We start from the raw sequence: 16,206 nt of genomic DNA, 5'->3' as shown, positions 1-16,206 counted from the left end.
GCCGCCAGATGGTCCGCTCTTTTCCGGTCCGCCGCTGATGCGTTTTTTTGAACGGCAGGAAACCGCCCGTGCCCAGACACTGCGGCTACTGTTGCTCTTCGCCCTGACCCTGGTGGCCTTGTTGCTGGGCGTCAATGGTGCGCTGGCCCTGGCCTGGCGGCTGGTGACGCCGGGCTTTAGCGGCTACCCGGCTTACTTCTTCAGCGTCAACACCTAGGTCACCTTGCTGTTTGTGCTGGGCGGCTGGTGGCTGGAGACCTCCACGCTCAGCAGCGGCGGTGAAGCGCTGGCGCGCCGCGTGGGCGCGCGCGAGGCCTGGCCCGCCAGCCGGGAGGCCGAACACAAGCTCTGCAACATCATGGACGAGCTGGCCATTGCCGCCAGCATGAAGCCGCCCCTGGCCATGGTCCTGCCGCGCCTGGATGCGATCAATGCCTTCGCGGCGGGCTGGGGCGAGGACGACGCCGTCATCGCCGTCACGCAGGGCGCGCTCGACAAGCTCACGCGCGACGAACTGCAAGGCCTGGTGGCCCATGAACTGAGCCACCTGCGCGAAGGCGACACGCGACTGAACATGCGATTGGCGGGCATGGTCTTCGGGCTCGAGATGATTTTCAACCTGGGCCGCAGCATGTGCAGCGCCGACGCGAACGGCCAGCGCTCTTTTCTCGCCTTGCCAGGTTTTCCCATCCTGGTCAGCGGTTCGCTGGGCTGGCTGGCGGGGCGCGCGCTCAAGGCGGCGATCTCGCGCCAGCGCGAGTTCCTGGCCGACGCGCGCGCCGTGCAGTTCACGCGCAGCCGCGAAGGCCTGGGCGGCGTGCTGCGCAAGGTGGCCGGCGAGGAAGAGCTAGGCATGGCGCCTGCGCGCAGCCTGCACCCTGCGGTGCAGCACATGCTGCTGGTCGATGCCAGCGACAGGGGGCGCTGGTTTGCCAGCCACCCGCCGCTTGCGGAGCGTATCTTGCAGATCTACGGCAGGCCCATGGCGGCTTTGTCCACGCAGGACGGACTGGCGACGCGGCCCGATGCGATTTTTTGACGCGGCAGGCCGGGCCGTGGATAGGCGGGTTTTAAGCACATGAGCAATGCTTCGAATGCCGGCATGACGCGGTGCGCCGAAGTACTGGATACTCCCTATAGGGTGCCGGGGGCATCGCGTTAAATTGTCAGTTGAATATGCAACCGGCGTTTGAACACGCCAGGAGAAAAACCCATGAGAATCCCACGACTCGCCAGGCTCGCCCTGCCGCTGCTTTGCCTCGCCCTCGGCCCCCTGGCCCAGGCGCAAAGCAAGGAAGCTCTCTACACCAAAAGCCTGGCCGCCACCTGCGCCAACTGCCACGGCACCAACGGCAAAGTGGTGGAGGGCTCCACGGTCACCTCGCTGGCCGGCCTGGACAAGGGCTACATCGTCGCGCAGATGAACGCCTTCAAGACCGGCACGCGGCCGGCCACCGTGATGCACCAGATCAGCAAGGGCTTTAACGACGCGCAGATCGAGTCGCTGGCCGGCTACTTTGCCGCGCAAAAGAAGTAAGGACGAAAGAACACCATGAATAACTTTCTCCAACCTCCCTCCGCTTCCCCGGCCGGCTTCAAGCGCCGCTCCTTCCTGCAGTCCACGGCCGCGCTAAGCCTGCTGGGCCTGGCCGGCTGCGCCAGCACCGCCGTTCCGTCCAAGGCCAAGGTCGTGGTGATAGGCGGCGGCTACGGCGGCGCCACCGCCGCCAAATACGTGCGCCTGCTGTCCGACCACCAGATCGACGTGGTGCTGATCGAGCCGCAGGACGCCTTTGTCTCCTGCCCCATCTCCAACCTCGTGCTCAGCGGCGGCAAGCAGATCGCCGACCTCACGACTTCCTACGCGAGCCTGTCGCGCGCCCACGGTATCACCGTGGTGAAGGACTACGCCAGCGCCATAGACACCGCGAAGAAAACCGTCACGCTGGCCCGCGGCGCCACCATCGCCTACGACAAGCTGGTGGTCTCGCCCGGCGTGGAATTGATGTTCGGCAGCATAGAAGGCCTCAAGGAGGCCAACGCCGCCGGCCAGGTGCTGCAGGCCTGGAAGGCCGGCGCCGAAACCGTGGCGCTGCGCCGCCAGCTCGAAGCCATGCCCGACGGCGGCGTCTACGCCATCACGATTCCCGAGGCGCCTTACCGCTGCCCGCCCGGCCCTTACGAACGCGCCTCGGTCATCGCCGGCTACTTCAAGGCCGCCAAGCCGCGCAGCAAGGTGCTGATCCTGGACGCGAATCCCGACGTCACCTCCAAGGGCCCGCTGTTCAAAAAGGTCTGGGCCGAGCAGTACAAAGGCATTGTTGAATACCGTGGCCAGCACAAGGCCACGGCGGTCGACACCAAGGCCGGCATCATCAGGTTCGATGTGCAGGACGACGTCAAGGCCCATGTGCTCAACGTGCTGCCCGCGATGCGCGCCGGCAGCATCGCCGTGCAGGCGGGCCTGAACAACCAGGCCAACAACCGCTGGTGCGGCGTCAACTACCTGACGTTCGAGTCCACCGCCGCCAAGGACGTGCATGTGCTCGGCGACTCCATCCAGGTGGCGCCGGCCATGCCCAAGAGCGGGCATATGGCCAACAACCACGGCAAGGTGGCCGCCGCCGCCATCGTGGCGCAGCTCTCGGGCTGGGATGTGAACCCGGCGCCCATGCTGACCAACACCTGCTACAGCTTTGTCGACAACAAGAACGTGATACACGTGGCCAGCGTGCATGAATACGTGGCCGCCGAAAAAACCTTCAAGGCCGTTGCCGGCTCGGGCGGCGTCAGCACCGGACCGACCGAGCTTGAGGGTATCTACGCGCTGAACTGGGCCAGCAATATCTGGGCAGACACTTTGGCCTGACCGGCCTCGGCTGTTTCGATTGCGAGCAGGGGCCGCAGGCCCTGCGCAGTGGGCAACCTTGGGGGCTGGTCTAATACGGGCTGGCCGTCCGTTCCGGGCGGTAGACGTGAGATAGATGCAAGACTCCCCCACCCAAGTCCCCCTGTGGCGCCAGCTGCAAGGAGCCGCTTCCCTGCTGATGGCCGTGCGCGACGGCCAGTCCATGACCGCTGCGCTGGAAGACATTGACGCCGCGCTGCGGCCCGGCGTGCAGTCGCTGGGCTTTCACACGCTGCGCTGGCTGGGCCGCGCCGAGGCCTTGCGCCAGCAGCTGGCCCGCCGCCCGCCGCCACCCGAAGCCGACGCCCTGCTGTGCGTGGCGCTGGCCCTGATCTGGACGGAGGAGGGCGCGCCTTACACCTCCCATACCCTGGTCGACCAGGCCGTCGAGGCCGCCAAGCTCGGCGACGCCACCCGGCACCAGGCCAGCTTTATCAACGGTTGCCTGCGCCGCTTCCTGCGCGAGCGCGACGAACTGGTGGCGCGCACCGAAAAAAGCCCGCAAGCCGTCTGGAACCATCCGCAGTGGTGGATAGACCGTGTGCGCAAGGACCATCCCGGGCAGTGGCAGGCCGTGCTGCAGGCCAACAACAGCCGCGCGCCGCTGATCCTGCGTGTCAATGAACGCCATACGACGCAGGCCGGCTATCTGCAGGCGCTGGCGACGGCCGGGATAGACGCCTCGCCGGTGGGCCGGCACGGTGTGGTTCTGGCGGCGGCGCGCCCCGTGCCCAGCCTGCCCGGCTTTGCCGAGGGGCATTTTTCGGTGCAGGATGCCGCCGCCCAGCTGGCGGCGCCCTTGCTGCTGCAGGAACTGGCCAAACCGGGGGGGGGCGATGCCCGGCTCCATATCCTCGACGCCTGCGCCGCCCCGGGCGGCAAAACCGCCCACCTGCTGGAACTGGCCGATTGCAAGGTGACCGCGCTGGACATTGACCCCCGCCGCTGCGAGCGCGTGGGGCAAAACCTGTTGCGCCTGGGCCTGCAGGCCGAGGTTCGCGTGGGCGACGCCGGCCAGCCGGACGGCTGGTGGGATGGCCGGCCCTACGACGGCATCCTGCTGGACGCCCCCTGCACCGCCTCCGGCATCGTGCGGCGCCACCCCGACGTGCGCTGGCTGCGCCGGCCCACCGACGTCGCCCAGCTGGCCGCCATCCAGGCCAAGCTGCTCCAGACGCTCTGGCCCCTGCTCAAACCCGGCGGGCGCCTGCTGTACTGCACTTGCTCGGTTTTTCGCGCGGAAGGCGACAAGCAGATACAAACGTTTCTTACGCACCACACCGACGCCCTATTAAGGCCCTCGCCGGGGCATTTGCTCCCGCAAAGTGGCGTGGAAGCGACGGTCTTCCCGGACAATTTGATGCGTGAGCACGACGGTTTTTATTACGCACTCCTTGAAAAAAGCGGCCACTGACTGTTGGCGGCCGGGGCATGCCATCGCGCGCTGGCTGCTGGGGGCCTGCCTGTGCGTGCTGCTGGCCTGGGCGAGCGCGCCGGCCTCGGCCACCGAAATCACGCAGCTGCGCGTGGAGCGCGGCGAGGACGGGGTGCACCTGTCCGCCCTGGTCCGCTTTGACCTTCCGCCGGTGGTCGAGGACGCCCTGCTCAAGGGCATCCCGCTGTTTTTTGTGGCCGAGGCCGATATCTACCGGGATCGCTGGTACTGGACCGACCCGCGCGTGGCCAGCACCGCCCGCACCATACGCCTGGCCTACCAGCCGCTGACCCGCCGCTGGCGCGTCAACATCGCGTCCGGGCTGATCACCAGCTCCTCCGGCCTGCGCGCCACCCTGAACCAGAATTACGAAACCCTGTCCGACGCGCTCTCGGCCATACAACGCGTGGCCCGCTGGAAGATTGCCGAAGCCGGTGACGTGGACCCGGACGCCTCCTACAAGCTGGACTTCAACTTCAGGCTGGATTTATCCCAGCTGCCGCGGCCCTTCCAGATCGGCGTGGCCGGCCAGCGGGACTGGAATATTTCCGCGCAGGTCAAGGACAAGCTCAGGCTGGAGCCCGTCGCACCCCAAGCCGCCCCGGCGGCCCCAGGAACCGAGGCCACCAAGTGAACCTGCAGGTCAGCGGCGGCTCCCTCAAGAGCAGCAAGGCGTTTCGCTGGACGGTCGGTGTCGGCATAGGCACCATCGTGGCGCTGGGCCTGGTGCTGATGTTTTTGCTGACGCAAGCCACCGGCAACCGCGAACTCTACGAACGCAACTACGCGCTGCTTCTGGCGCTCAACATCGCCGTTGCCGGCCTGCTGCTGCTGGTGATCGGCTGGATCATCGTGCGCCTGTTGCTGCGGCTGCGCCGCGGCCGCTTCGGCAGCCGCCTGCTGGTCAAGCTTGCGGCCATCTTCGCGCTGGTCGGCCTGGCGCCGGGCCTGATGATTTACGTGGTGTCCTACCAGTTCGTCTCGCGCTCCATCGAAAGCTGGTTCGACGTCGAAGTCGAGGGCGCCCTGGCCGCCGGCCTGAACCTGGGCCGCGCCACGCTGGACACCCTGGCCGCCGACCTCGGCAACAAGACGCGGCAGGCCGCCACGCAGATCGCCGAAACGCCTGACGCCATGGCGGGCCTGGCGCTGGAGCGCCTGCGCGACCAGCTGCAGGCCAGCGATGTGGTGCTATGGAGCCCCTCGGGCCAGGTGATCGCCAGCGCCGGCGACTCGCGCTTCCTGCTCAAGCCCGAGCGGCCTTCGGTGCAACAGCTGCGCAGCGCGCGCACGCAGCGCGTCGTCACGCAGATCGAGGGCCTGGACGAGGTGGTGTCCGCCGGCAACGGAGAGCTGACGGCGGGCGCCAGCGGCCCGCCGGCCAATGCCGGCAACGCGCCGCGCGTCAAGGCCGTCGCGGTGGTCAACAGCCCCAATGTGAATGTGCTGGGCGATGCGCGCTTTTTGCAGGTGACCCAGCTGCTGCCGGAAGGCCTGGTGGCCAATGCCGTCGCCGTCCAGGAAGCCAATCGCGAATACCAGGAGCGCGCGCTGGCGCGCGGCGGCCTGCGCAAGATGTACATAGGCACGCTCACGCTCAGCCTGTTCCTCGCCGTGTTCGGCGCGGTGTTGCTGGCGGTGCTGCTGGGCAACCAGCTGGCCAAGCCGCTGCTGGTGCTGGCCGAAGGCGTGCGCCAGGTGGCCCAGGGCGACCTCACGCCCAAGGCGGCGCTGCAAGGCAAGGACGAGCTCGGCGGGCTCACGCGCTCCTTTGCCGACATGACGCAGCAGCTGTCCGATGCCCGCACGGCGGTGCAGCACAGCATGAGCCAGGTCGACGCGGCGCGCGCCAACCTGCAGACCATCCTGGACAACCTCACGGCCGGCGTCATCGTGCTGGACGTGCGCGGCCGCATCCAGTCCAGCAATCCGGGGGCCACACGCATCCTGCGCGCGCCGCTGGCGGCCTACCACGGCCAGTCGCTCGGCGAGGTGCCGGGGCTGGGCGTGTTCGCCAAGGATGTGCTGGCCCAGTTCGCCGACTACCTTAGCGACGCCGCGCCGCACGGGCTGGAGCACTGGCAGCAGTCGTTCGAGCTCAACGCTGCCATGCCCGGCGCGCCCGACAACGCCATCACGCTGATCGCGCGCGGCGCCAAGATGCCCGGCACCGAGGAATTCCTGCTGGTGTTCGACGACATCTCCGAAATGGTTTCGGCCCAGCGCGCCCAGGCCTGGGGCGAGGTGGCGCGCAGGCTGGCCCACGAGATCAAGAACCCGCTCACTCCCATACAGCTGTCGGCCGAGCGCCTGGAAATGAAGCTCACCGGCAAGGTCGGCGAGGCCGAGCAGCAGCTGCTCACCAAATCCGTCAAGACCATCGTGGACCAGGTCGACGCCATGAAGCGGCTGGTCAACGAGTTCCGCGATTACGCCCGGCTGCCCGCCGCCGAGCTCAAACCCGTGGACCTCAATGCCCTGGTCGCCGACGTCATGCAGCTCTACCTGCACGACAACCACAGCGACGGCCATGGCGGGCGGCGCAGCGATGCCGCGGCCGCCGTGCCCGTCGTCACCGAACTCGACCCCAAGGCTCCGCTGATCCAGGGTGACGCCCAGCAACTGCGCCAGGTCATCCACAACCTGCTGCAAAATGCGCAGGACGCCCAGGAAGGCAAGGAGGGCGCGCTCGTCACCCTCAAGACCGAATACTCCGAGGCCTCCAAGCGCGTGCGCCTGAGCGTGCGCGACAAAGGCACCGGTTTCCCCGAGCACATCCTCAAGCGCGCCTTCGAACCCTATGTCACCACCAAGGTCAAGGGCACGGGGCTGGGGCTGGCGGTGGTCAAAAAAATCGCCGACGAGCACGGCGCGCGCGTCGATATTTCCAACCGCGTGGTGGACGGCGCGGTGCAGGGGGCGCAAGTGTCGTTATCATTTGCAGTTGTGGCTTAACAACACATTCAGTAACACTTCGATTTCTAGATCCGCACGGCATCGCAACAACAGGCAGGCAGCAATTCAATCATGGCAAATATTCTGGTGGTCGACGACGAGCTGGGCATACGCGACCTTCTCTCAGAAATTCTCAATGACGAAGGGCATCAGGTCGAGCTCGCAGAAAACGCGGCGCAGGCCCGTGCCGCACGCGGGCGCTCCAGGCCCGACCTGGTGCTGCTGGATATCTGGATGCCCGACACCGACGGCGTGACATTGCTCAAGGAATGGTCCTCCAGCGGACTGCTCAGCATGCCCGTCATCATGATGAGCGGCCATGCCACCATAGACACCGCCGTCGAGGCCACCAAGATTGGCGCCATGGCCTTTCTGGAAAAACCGATCACGCTGCAAAAGCTGCTCAAGGCCGTCGAGCAGGGCCTGAGCAAGGCCTCCCCGCGCAAACCCGCCGCCCTGAACAGCAATTCCGCGATGCCCCTGGCCGACCTCACGGTGGAGGCCGTGATGACCGGCGGCACCTTGCCGGCGCCCGTCGACCTGGGTCCCCAGGCCACGCAGAGCTTTCTGCTGGAGAAGCCGCTGCGCGACGCGCGCGACGAGTTTGAGAAAGCCTATTTCGAGTTTCACCTCGCCAAGGAAGGCGGCTCCATGACCCGCGTCGCCGAAAAAACCGGCCTGGAACGCACCCACCTGTACCGCAAACTCAAGCAGCTGGGCGTCGATCTCACGCGCGGCAAACGCGGTATCTGAGCTTTTGCGGCCGGCCTGCCGGGCGCCCCTCGCGGGTGATATATAATCTAAGGCTCAGGCCCGGTAGCTCAGTCGGTAGAGCAGAGGATTGAAAATCCTTGTGTCGGTGGTTCGATTCCGCCCCAGGCCACCATATTCCATGCGCCCCAGCGCCCTTTTCGGGTCCTGGGGCGTTTTTCATGCCCGGGCTAGCGGCTTTGAGATTTCTCCTGTTGCCGGGAAGTGAAAGTGAGCCTTCGCCGCATTCCGCGCGCCTGGTGCCGGAATTTCCGTTGATGGTAGATTCAAGTAAACGGAAATTGGGCAGCACATAATTTTCAAAGTAACGGATGGCGACATGCAAGTTAATTTGCCGGTTGAGCTCATGAACGGAATATTCCTGGACGCGAAACTAGCGCGTGCCCTGGGTGAAGAGCTCGCTGGGGAATATTGCTTCGCCGAACCCTACCCCCATATCGTGTTGGACAATTTTTTGCCGGAAGCGATGGCGGAAGGTATTTTGGGCAATTTTCCGCTGGAAAAACAGGATGGCGAGGTGAATTTTGTTGGCGGGTATTTTGAGCACAACAAAAGACAAATATTGCCTTACGCCTGCAATCAAGCGGCACTGAATTATTTTCTGTTCTTTAACTCTGCCCCTTTTATGCAGTTTTTAGAGGGCCTCACCACCATCGATGGATTGATTTCCGATCCATATTTTTCTGGCGGCGGGTTTCATGAGATTGCAAAAGGCGGAAAGCTGGGCATTCATGCCGATTTTCGAATTCAAAATCAGCTACATCTGAATAGAAGATTGAATGTGTTGATCTATTTGAACAAGGATTGGGATCAGGCGTACGGCGGGGAACTGGAAATTTGGGATAGAGAGATGACTGGAAAAGTAAAGGGCATCCAGCCCGTATTCAATCGATGCGTAATTTTTAATACGGACGCCGATTCCTACCACGGGCATCCTGACCCCTTGAATACCCCGGATGCGATTACGAGAAAATCCTTGGCGCTTTATTACTACACCGCGTCAAAAGCAATTTATGACGAAGTCCCCAACCTGAACACGCAGTTTCGGGCTCGCTCGGAAAATGAGGCTAAGAAAATACAGTTGAGCAACGTGCCTGCGCCACAGGTGAGCAGCGTGATTCCGCCTCTCAGGGATTTACTCCCGCCCATCCTGTATAGAAATCTGCGTAACGTAAAAAAGAAATACTTTAATAAATAGCCCGTGAGAAATTTTCTCGGTACCTTCTTATGTGGCGCTCGGCCACATCACGGTTTTGGTGGAGGCTGAAAATCCTTGTGTCGGTGCTTCGTTCCGCCCCAGGCTACCGGATGCGCAAGCCCTTGATTCCCCACGGATTCAAGGGCTTTTTGACTTTCTGGTGAGCCGCTTTCCCTGGGTGTCGGGGTACTGGAGGGCCTCTGATGCTGCGGCAACATGGGGATTCGCGGGGGGGGGGCGTTTTCCAGGATGCGCCGCCGCCCCTTAGGGTACGGAGTGCCTGTAAGATGCCCCGCTGTAATGCCCCCGCATCCCGGCAGAAGGCGTGGCCGAGGCCGCATTGCAGGGCCGCCGGTGGCTTGTCGATAATGATGCTTAACAAATGGCTTGAAGGCTTGATCGATGAATTTCAGCCGAGCCGCCAATACGAGGAGTTCAATTGAAATACCACGTCAGTCACATCATGTGCGAAGGCCGGGCGTATGGCTTACACGCCTACCAGGAAGTCATTGAGTCCGTCGTCTGGGGCCTGCGTGAGTTAGGGCACACCGTGGAGTTCGGCGTAGACACCTTCTCTGAATCGGCAACGAACATCATCTTTGGCGCCCAGATGCTTGAGATGGATGTGATTAGCAAGCTGCCACCCTCCACCATTGTTTATAACTTCGAGCAAATTCGAGGCGAGACCACACTGAAGCCGCCGATGCTGTACGCTGCGGCGAATTTCAAGATATGGGAGTACAGCGAAGGAAATGCGGAGGCGTGGCAGAAACTCAACGCGGATTGCCGGATCGTGCCGGTGGGTTATGCGGAGCCTCTGACGCGAATCCCCAAAGCGCCGGTCCAGGACATTGACGTTCTGATGTACGGAGCACCCGGACCCGATCGGATGGATGCATTCTTTCATCTGTGCCATTCCGGGCTCAAGGCGGTCTTTGTGTGCGGCCTGTATGGGAAGGCCAGGGACGAGTTGATTGCGCGGTCAAAACTCGTCGTGAACATCCATTTCTATACGGCCAAAAAAATATTCGAGGTCGTTCGCGTTTCTTATCTGCTGGCCAATCGCAAAGCTGTCGTGGCCGACATTGATCCAGAAACTGTTATTGAAGAGGATATTCGCGCCGGAATCTGCGTCGCGGCCCCGTCAATGCTTGTTCAGGAATGCCACAACATCGTCTTCAACGACGCTCGCCGCCAAGCGATAGAAGAAGCCGGATTTGAGGCCATGCGGAGCCGGGACATAAGGCCTATTCTCGAAACCGCCTTGGCAGGCTGAGATCGGCTCGATGGTTCAAAGGTGAGTGCGGCTTGAGGCAGCCGCCAGGGCTGCCATTCAGGCCCGCCCATATTGGTGCGCAGCATGCACAGGTCAACGGGCCTCAACAGCCTGCCTGGCCTCCCGCCACACCGCGGGTGTTGAGCCCACCTCGCGCCGGAACACGGCGTTCAGGTATTGCACCGAGCGAAAGCCCGAGGCCAGCGCAATCTCCGCGATGCCGGTGTCGGTGTGGGCCAACAGTTCAAAGCAGTGCTCCAGCTTGCACTGCAGGATCAGGTCGTGCACGGAGCGCTTGAGGTCCCGGCGGAAGTACATCTCCAGCGACGAACGCGACATGCCCATCATCTCGGCCACCTGTTCGGTCTTGATGCCCTGGCAGGCGTACTGGCGTATGTAATAGAGCGCCCGCATCACCGGCGGGCTGTGCTGGACGTTGCGCGCGGTCGATGCCCGGCTGTGCACCTCGGCCGGCGGCACCACCACGCGCGCGCCGCGCACCGGCGAGCCGCTCAGCGCCTGGTGCAGCAGCTGCGCCGCGCGGCGGCCCATCTCGGCCGTGCCCTGGCTCACGGAACTGAGCTCGATGCGGGTGAGGTGCTGTCCCAGCGTGTCGTTGTCGATGCCGATGATCGCGACTTCGTCAGGCACCGCGATGTTGGCGACGATGCAGGCCTGCAGCAGCTGGCGCGCGCGCGCGTCGGTGACGGCGACGATGCCTATCGGCTTGGGCAGGCTGTCCAGCCAGTCGATCAGTTTTTTGGTGGCGCTGCCCCAGGTGGGGGCGCTGGTGGCCAGGCCGCGGTGGATCTCGCCCGAAGCGCCGTTGCGCAGCAGCCATGCCGAGAACGCCCTCTCGCGTTCCTGCGCCCAGCGGTTGAGCGGCGATTCCGGAAGGCTGTAGCAGGCGAAGCGCGTCACACCGGCTTCCACCAGGTGCTCGAGCGCACGCGCGACCAGCAGCTGGTTGTCGGTGGCCACGTAGGGGACCTGTCCCGGGTAGCAGGCGGGGTCTTCGTACGAGCCGCCGATGGCGATGACCGGTACATGGGCGCCTGCGAGCGCCCGCGCAACGGCGGGGTCGTCGTAGTCCGCGATGATGCCGTCGCCCTCCCACTCGTGGATGCCATCGAGGCGAAAGCGGAAGTCCTCCTCGAGGAACAGGTCCCAGGCCACGCGCGTCTGCTTCACATAGTCGCCGATGCCGATGAGGATCTCGCGGTCATAGACCTTGCTGGCGTGGAACAGCAGGGCCACGCGCAGGACTGCGGGGCCGCTGGTCCGGTCGGGCCGGCGCGTGGTCGGGCTTTTGGTCATGGAAGGCCGATCTTGGCACATTGCGCTGATTGCTGCGATGCAGAAAGAAATTTCGTAAGCCGCGCTCGGCAATTTCGCAAGCTGCAGCGCGGGCGCGCCCGCTAGCATCGCCACTCTGCTGGTCGTGATGCGGGTACCGTCCGGGCCCCGTCGCGTGGCATCGCGAGCCGGATCCGCGGGCGTCGACGCACGAAGACGCCGCTTTTTCGTGTGCGCGAAATGCCAACGGTTTCCGGGCAAGCAACGAGGAACTCGATGACTGAGCAAACCCGCTATCCGAGTCTCAAGGGCAAGAGCGTGTTCATCTCCGGTGGCGCGACGGGGATAGGCGCGTCCCTGGTGGAGCACTTCGCCGCGCAAGGCGCCAAGGTGGGGTTTGTGGACATCGATACCGAGGGCGCCCTGGCTTTGCAGGCCCGGCTGGCGCGTGAAGGCCTGCACGGCGTTCATTTCGAGGAATGCGACGTCACCGACACGCCTCGCCTGCGCAGCGCCATCGGCACGCTGCGCCAGCGCATAGGCGCCATCCAGGTGCTGGTGAACAACGCGGCGAATGACCAGCGCCATCTCATTGAAGAGACCACGCCGGAGTCCTGGGACCGCGGCGTGGCGGTCAACCTCAAGCACTATTTTTTTGCCGCGCAGGAAGTCTTCAAGGACATGAAAGCCCTGGGCGGAGGCTCGATCATCAATTTCGGTTCCGTGAGCTGGATGGTCAAGACAGGCGGCATGCCCGTGTACACCACCTGCAAGTCCGCGGTCCAGGGGCTCACCAGAAGCCTGGCGCGCGACTTCGGCGCCCATCGCATCCGCGTCAACACAGTTGTGCCGGGATGGGTCATGACTGAAAAGCAGATCCGGCTGTGGGTGACACCGCAAGCCAAGGTCGAACTGGCCAAGGCGCAATGCCTGCCCGGCGAACTTGCGCCCGCGGACCTCGCGCGCGCCGTGCTCTTCCTCGCGTCGGATGACAGCAGCATGATCACCGCGCATGACCTGGTCGTCGACGGTGGCTGGACATGAACGCTACGGCGGCGCGCGATCTCATCCTGGTGACGGGCGCGACCGGCAAGGTCGGGCGCGCGTTCATGGACCGCCTGCAGGGCGATGCGCGCTACGGCAGGTTCGCAATTCGCGCGCTGTGCCACAACCGGACTTTGCCGCCGCATCCTCGCGTCGAATCGGTGCAAGGCTCCATCCAGCATCGCGCCGACGTCCGCCGCGCGCTGGAAGGCGCCACGCACGTGCTGCACCTTGCCACCAGCAAGGAGACACCGGACGAGGTGATGGACGTGGCGGTCAAGGGGATGTTCTGGCTGCTCGAGGAATGCCGCGTGAGCAAATCATTCCGGCAGTTCCTGCTGGTGGGCGGCGATGCCGCGGTAGGCCATTTTTACTATCCGCACGGTGTTCCCGTCGTCGAGAGCCAGCCGCACAGCGCCTACCCGGGGTGTTATGCCCTGTCCAAGGTGCTCGAGGAAGTGATGCTGGAGCAATACCAGATCCAGTACGGGCTTGACAGCTGCTGCCTGCGCGCGCCCTGGATCATGGAAAAAGACGACTTCCGTTACGCCCTGTCTTTCGGCGAGGACGTCTTCGGCGGCCCGCGCTGGCATGAACTGGTGGGGGCGGACAAGGCGCGCGAATACAGCGCGTCAGGGGCTGTTCCGGTCATGCTGGATCCGCAAGGCAAGCCGGTCAAGCGCAACTTCGTGCATGTGGACGACCTGGTGGAGGCGCTTTTGCTGGCCCTCGATGCGCCGCGGGCCAGGCACCAGCGCATGAACGTCTGCATGGACGAGCCTGTCGATTACGGCGAACTGGGCGACTACCTGGCGCGCACGCGCGGCGTGCCGCTGGTTCCCCTGCGCACGCCTTACCACTCGACATGGCTGGACAACAGCAAGGCGAAATTTCTTCTGGACTGGCGGCCCCGCTACGACATGGCGCGGCTCGTGGAGGCCGCGTGGGCCTACCGGCGCTCCGCCGATGAGCCCCGCGTCGTCTGGTATCCCGGATAGCAACACCGCTGCTCCCGCCGCCGCACCGGGAGAAGCTGAAAGCAAGGAGTGGCGGCGCGATTCAAAAAACCAACTTGAGGAGACAGGACATGAGACAGCTTCAGCGACGCACTTTCACGGCAATTCTGGCCGGCGCCGGCCTGGCGGCGGCATGGAGCCCGTTTGCCCGTGCCCAAGCCGCCGGCAAGAAGCTGGTGATCGGGTTTGCCCAGACGGGTGCCGAAAGCGAATGGCGGACCGCCAATACCGAGTCGGTAAAAGCCGCGGCCAAGGCGGCCGGCCATGAACTGAAGTTTTCCGACGCGCAGCAAAAGCAGGAGAACCAGATCAAGGCGATCCGCTCCTTCATCAGCCAGAAGGTGGACGTCATCATCCTCGCGCCGCTGGTGACGACCGGCTGGGACACGGTGCTCAAGGAAGCCAAGGCCGCGAAGATTCCCGTGATCCTGGAAAGCCGCAACGTGGTGGTGAAGGATCCGTCCACCTGGACCACCTTCATAGGCTCCGATTTCGTCGAGGAAGGCCGCCGCGCGGCGCAGTGGCTTCTGGATAACACCAAGAACGGCACGGGGACGGTGAATATCGTCGAGCTACAGGGAACGGTCGGCTCGGACCCGGCCATAGACCGCAAGAAGGGATTCGACGAAGTCCTCAAGGGGAATGCGCGCTACAAGGTCATCCGCTCCCAGACCGGTGACTTCACGCGCGCCAAGGGCAAGGAGGTGATGGAAGCCTTCCTCAAGGCCGAGGGCAAAAAAATCAATGTGCTCTACGCGCACAACGACGACATGGCCATAGGCGCGATCCAGGCGATCGAGGAGGCGGGCCTCAAGCCCGGCAAGGACATCCTTGTCATCGGCGTCGACGCCGTCAAGGGGGCCTTCGAAGCCATGATCGCCGGCAAGATGAATGTGAGCGTGGAGTGCAACCCGCTGCTGGGCCCGCAGCTGATGGAGGCCGCGGCCAAGGCCGCCGCCGGCCAGCCCCTGCCGCGCTGGATCAAGACGATCGAAGGTGTATTCCCAGCCGAAGTTGCGGCCAAGGAATTCCCCAACCGCAAATACTAGCGAAACGGTTTTTGCATTCGTGGGGTGACAGGAAAGCGACTGGCCTGGAAGTCGCGGCCCATTACGAGCAACCCGCGCGGTTTCGCGATCGCGCGCATGCCGCCAGGCCGGCAAAAAAAGATCAGGAGACAGCAATGCATACAAGACGAGACCTCCTTGCCGCAAGCGCCGGCGCAGCACTGGCTGGTATTGCGGGGCGCGCGGCGGCGCAGACCTATGAGCCGGGCTGCTTCAAGCCCTTTTCCGCCAGCACCAAGACCATCCAGTACCCGGCCAAGAAAGGCCCCTACCGCATCGCCCTGGCCAACGGCTATGCGGGAAACAGCTGGCGCATCCAGATGATCAAGTCGCTCAAGGCCTACGCGGCGACGCCCGACATCAAGCCTCACATCAAGGAGCTGAAGGTGGTCTCCACCGGCACCGATGTCGCCGCGCAGCTGGGCGCCATCGACAACTTCATCAATGCGGGCTTTGACGCCATCCTCACCATCGCGGTGTCGCCCACCTCCTTCAAGCCGGTGATCAAGCGCGCCAAGGATGCGGGTGTGGTCCTGATCCCCTTCGACAACGTGCTGGACACCGACGAGGTCATCCAGGTCAACGAGGACCAGTTCGAGATGGGCCGCCTCATGGGGCGCTGGCTGGAGAAGAACGGCGTCACCAGCGGCAAGGTGCTGGAAATCCGCGGGCTGCCGGGCAACTCGGTCGACCGCGACCGGCACCTGGGCTTTCGCGAGATCATGGAAAAGCACAAGGGCGTGCAGATCGTCGAGGTGGTCGGCAACTGGGACGACGGCACCTCCCAGAAGGTGGCGGCAGACGCCATCGCCGTGCACGGCCGGTTCAACGGCATCTACACCCAGGCCGGCTCCAACGGCACGGTCCGCGCGCTCATCGAGGCCAAGCATCCCTTTGTGCCGATAGGCGCCGAGGGAGAGAACGGTTTTCGCAAGATGGTCTATGCGCACCACAAGGACGGGCTCAAGGGTGCTTCGGCCGCGCAGTCCCCCGGCCTGGTCGCCGTGGCGCTGAAGGCGGCCATCGCCGCGCTGCAAGGGCAGAAGCTGCCCCAGTACATCTCGGTGCCCATCCCTTATGTGGAATACGCGCAGATGGCGCCGGGCAAGAACTTCTATCCCGATTTGCCGGACACGTTTTACGTGGCCAATGAGTTCCCGCCGTGCAACATCAACATCACGGCGCCGGACATCATGAAGCAGAGCGAGGGGAACACCTGAAGGACCTGAAGGAAGGCACC

At 64.1% G+C, this 16,206-nt stretch carries 13 protein-coding genes, 1 tRNA gene and 1 pseudogene; 14 read left to right on the top strand and 1 reads right to left on the bottom strand.

All coding sequences use genetic code 11. The features are described 5' to 3' along the window. The first annotated feature begins 37 nt into the window (after window positions 1-37). From AC1D09_RS23680 to AC1D09_RS23635, 10 genes and pseudogenes are all read left to right on the top strand, one after another. A pseudogene (locus tag AC1D09_RS23680) lies at window positions 38-1,039 on the top strand (M48 family metalloprotease). Window positions 1,040-1,213: 174 nt separating this feature from the next. Then, window positions 1,214-1,537 (top strand): c-type cytochrome, encoded by a 324-nt coding sequence (locus tag AC1D09_RS23675; RefSeq protein ID WP_477664153.1) that lies wholly within the window; start codon window positions 1,214-1,216, stop codon window positions 1,535-1,537. Window positions 1,538-1,552: 15 nt separating this feature from the next. Further along, on the top strand, window positions 1,553-2,869 hold the full coding sequence (locus AC1D09_RS23670) for an FCSD flavin-binding domain-containing protein (RefSeq protein ID WP_477664152.1): 1,317 nt from the start codon (window positions 1,553-1,555) through the stop codon (window positions 2,867-2,869). 115 nt (window positions 2,870-2,984) lie between these two features. Beyond that, entirely contained in the window at window positions 2,985-4,322 is a 1,338-nt protein-coding gene (gene rsmB, locus AC1D09_RS23665) for a 16S rRNA (cytosine(967)-C(5))-methyltransferase RsmB (RefSeq protein WP_477664151.1), read from the top strand. Then, window positions 4,303-4,977, top strand: coding sequence for a DUF4390 domain-containing protein (locus tag AC1D09_RS23660; protein ID WP_477664150.1), 675 nt, complete (start codon window positions 4,303-4,305; stop codon window positions 4,975-4,977). Before rsmB ends, AC1D09_RS23660 begins: the two co-directional genes overlap by 20 nt. Further along, entirely contained in the window at window positions 4,974-7,298 is a 2,325-nt protein-coding gene (locus AC1D09_RS23655; protein ID WP_477664149.1) for a sensor histidine kinase, read from the top strand. The genes AC1D09_RS23660 and AC1D09_RS23655 overlap by 4 nt, the downstream gene beginning before the upstream one ends. A gap of 72 nt (window positions 7,299-7,370) precedes the next feature. Then, the gene (locus AC1D09_RS23650; protein WP_477664148.1) at window positions 7,371-8,051 is read left to right on the top strand and encodes a response regulator; all 681 of its coding nucleotides are present in this window, start codon (window positions 7,371-7,373) and stop codon (window positions 8,049-8,051) included. Between the two features lie 57 nt (window positions 8,052-8,108). Beyond that, window positions 8,109-8,184: transfer RNA gene (locus AC1D09_RS23645), tRNA-Phe, on the top strand. Between the two features lie 204 nt (window positions 8,185-8,388). Next, entirely contained in the window at window positions 8,389-9,267 is an 879-nt protein-coding gene (locus AC1D09_RS23640) for a 2OG-Fe(II) oxygenase (protein ID WP_477664147.1), read from the top strand. Between the two features lie 439 nt (window positions 9,268-9,706). Further along, window positions 9,707-10,543 carry a hypothetical protein gene (locus AC1D09_RS23635; RefSeq protein ID WP_477664146.1) on the top strand — a complete coding sequence of 279 codons (837 nt, stop codon included), beginning with the start codon at window positions 9,707-9,709 and terminating at the stop codon, window positions 10,541-10,543. A gap of 93 nt (window positions 10,544-10,636) precedes the next feature. Here AC1D09_RS23635 and AC1D09_RS23630 read toward each other — a convergent pair whose 3' ends face one another. Further along, a complete protein-coding gene (locus AC1D09_RS23630) occupies window positions 10,637-11,860 on the bottom strand; it encodes a XylR family transcriptional regulator (protein ID WP_477664145.1) in 1,224 nt (407 codons plus the stop codon). 255 nt (window positions 11,861-12,115) lie between these two features. Here AC1D09_RS23630 and AC1D09_RS23625 point away from each other — a divergent pair, with 255 nt between their 5' ends. From AC1D09_RS23625 to AC1D09_RS23610, 4 genes are all read left to right on the top strand, one after another. Then, window positions 12,116-12,883 (top strand): SDR family NAD(P)-dependent oxidoreductase, encoded by a 768-nt coding sequence (locus tag AC1D09_RS23625; RefSeq protein ID WP_477664144.1) that lies wholly within the window; start codon window positions 12,116-12,118, stop codon window positions 12,881-12,883. Beyond that, window positions 12,880-13,881: an NAD-dependent epimerase/dehydratase family protein gene (locus tag AC1D09_RS23620; RefSeq protein WP_477664143.1), complete on the top strand. Its 1,002-nt coding sequence runs from the start codon at window positions 12,880-12,882 to the stop codon at window positions 13,879-13,881. Before AC1D09_RS23625 ends, AC1D09_RS23620 begins: the two co-directional genes overlap by 4 nt. A gap of 89 nt (window positions 13,882-13,970) precedes the next feature. Beyond that, window positions 13,971-14,948: an ABC transporter substrate-binding protein gene (locus tag AC1D09_RS23615; RefSeq protein ID WP_477701255.1), complete on the top strand. Its 978-nt coding sequence runs from the start codon at window positions 13,971-13,973 to the stop codon at window positions 14,946-14,948. A 134-nt stretch (window positions 14,949-15,082) separates the two neighbouring features. Further along, complete coding sequence (locus AC1D09_RS23610; protein WP_477664141.1) at window positions 15,083-16,186, top strand: sugar ABC transporter substrate-binding protein; 1,104 nt, start codon at window positions 15,083-15,085, stop codon at window positions 16,184-16,186. Window positions 16,187-16,206: the final 20 nt, after the last annotated feature.

Source organism: Polaromonas sp. P1_A2, assembly GCF_056406895.1.
Note: the sequence above shows the minus strand (reverse complement) of the source record. Positions and strands in the feature narration are given on the sequence as shown.

Excerpts from the sequence above, each read along its gene's own strand:
- AC1D09_RS23675 (WP_477664153.1), top strand. The coding sequence starts at position 1,214 with ATGAGAATCCCACGACTCGCCAGGCTCGCCCTGCCGCTGCTTTGCCTC.
- AC1D09_RS23670 (WP_477664152.1), top strand. The coding sequence starts at position 1,553 with ATGAATAACTTTCTCCAACCTCCCTCCGCTTCCCCGGCCGGCTTCAAG.
- rsmB (WP_477664151.1), top strand. The coding sequence starts at position 2,985 with ATGCAAGACTCCCCCACCCAAGTCCCCCTGTGGCGCCAGCTGCAAGGA.
- AC1D09_RS23650 (WP_477664148.1), top strand. The coding sequence starts at position 7,371 with ATGGCAAATATTCTGGTGGTCGACGACGAGCTGGGCATACGCGACCTT.
- AC1D09_RS23640 (WP_477664147.1), top strand. The coding sequence starts at position 8,389 with ATGCAAGTTAATTTGCCGGTTGAGCTCATGAACGGAATATTCCTGGAC.
- AC1D09_RS23630 (WP_477664145.1), bottom strand. The coding sequence starts at position 11,860 with ATGACCAAAAGCCCGACCACGCGCCGGCCCGACCGGACCAGCGGCCCC.
- AC1D09_RS23625 (WP_477664144.1), top strand. The coding sequence starts at position 12,116 with ATGACTGAGCAAACCCGCTATCCGAGTCTCAAGGGCAAGAGCGTGTTC.
- AC1D09_RS23620 (WP_477664143.1), top strand. The coding sequence starts at position 12,880 with ATGAACGCTACGGCGGCGCGCGATCTCATCCTGGTGACGGGCGCGACC.
- AC1D09_RS23615 (WP_477701255.1), top strand. The coding sequence starts at position 13,971 with ATGAGACAGCTTCAGCGACGCACTTTCACGGCAATTCTGGCCGGCGCC.
- AC1D09_RS23610 (WP_477664141.1), top strand. The coding sequence starts at position 15,083 with ATGCATACAAGACGAGACCTCCTTGCCGCAAGCGCCGGCGCAGCACTG.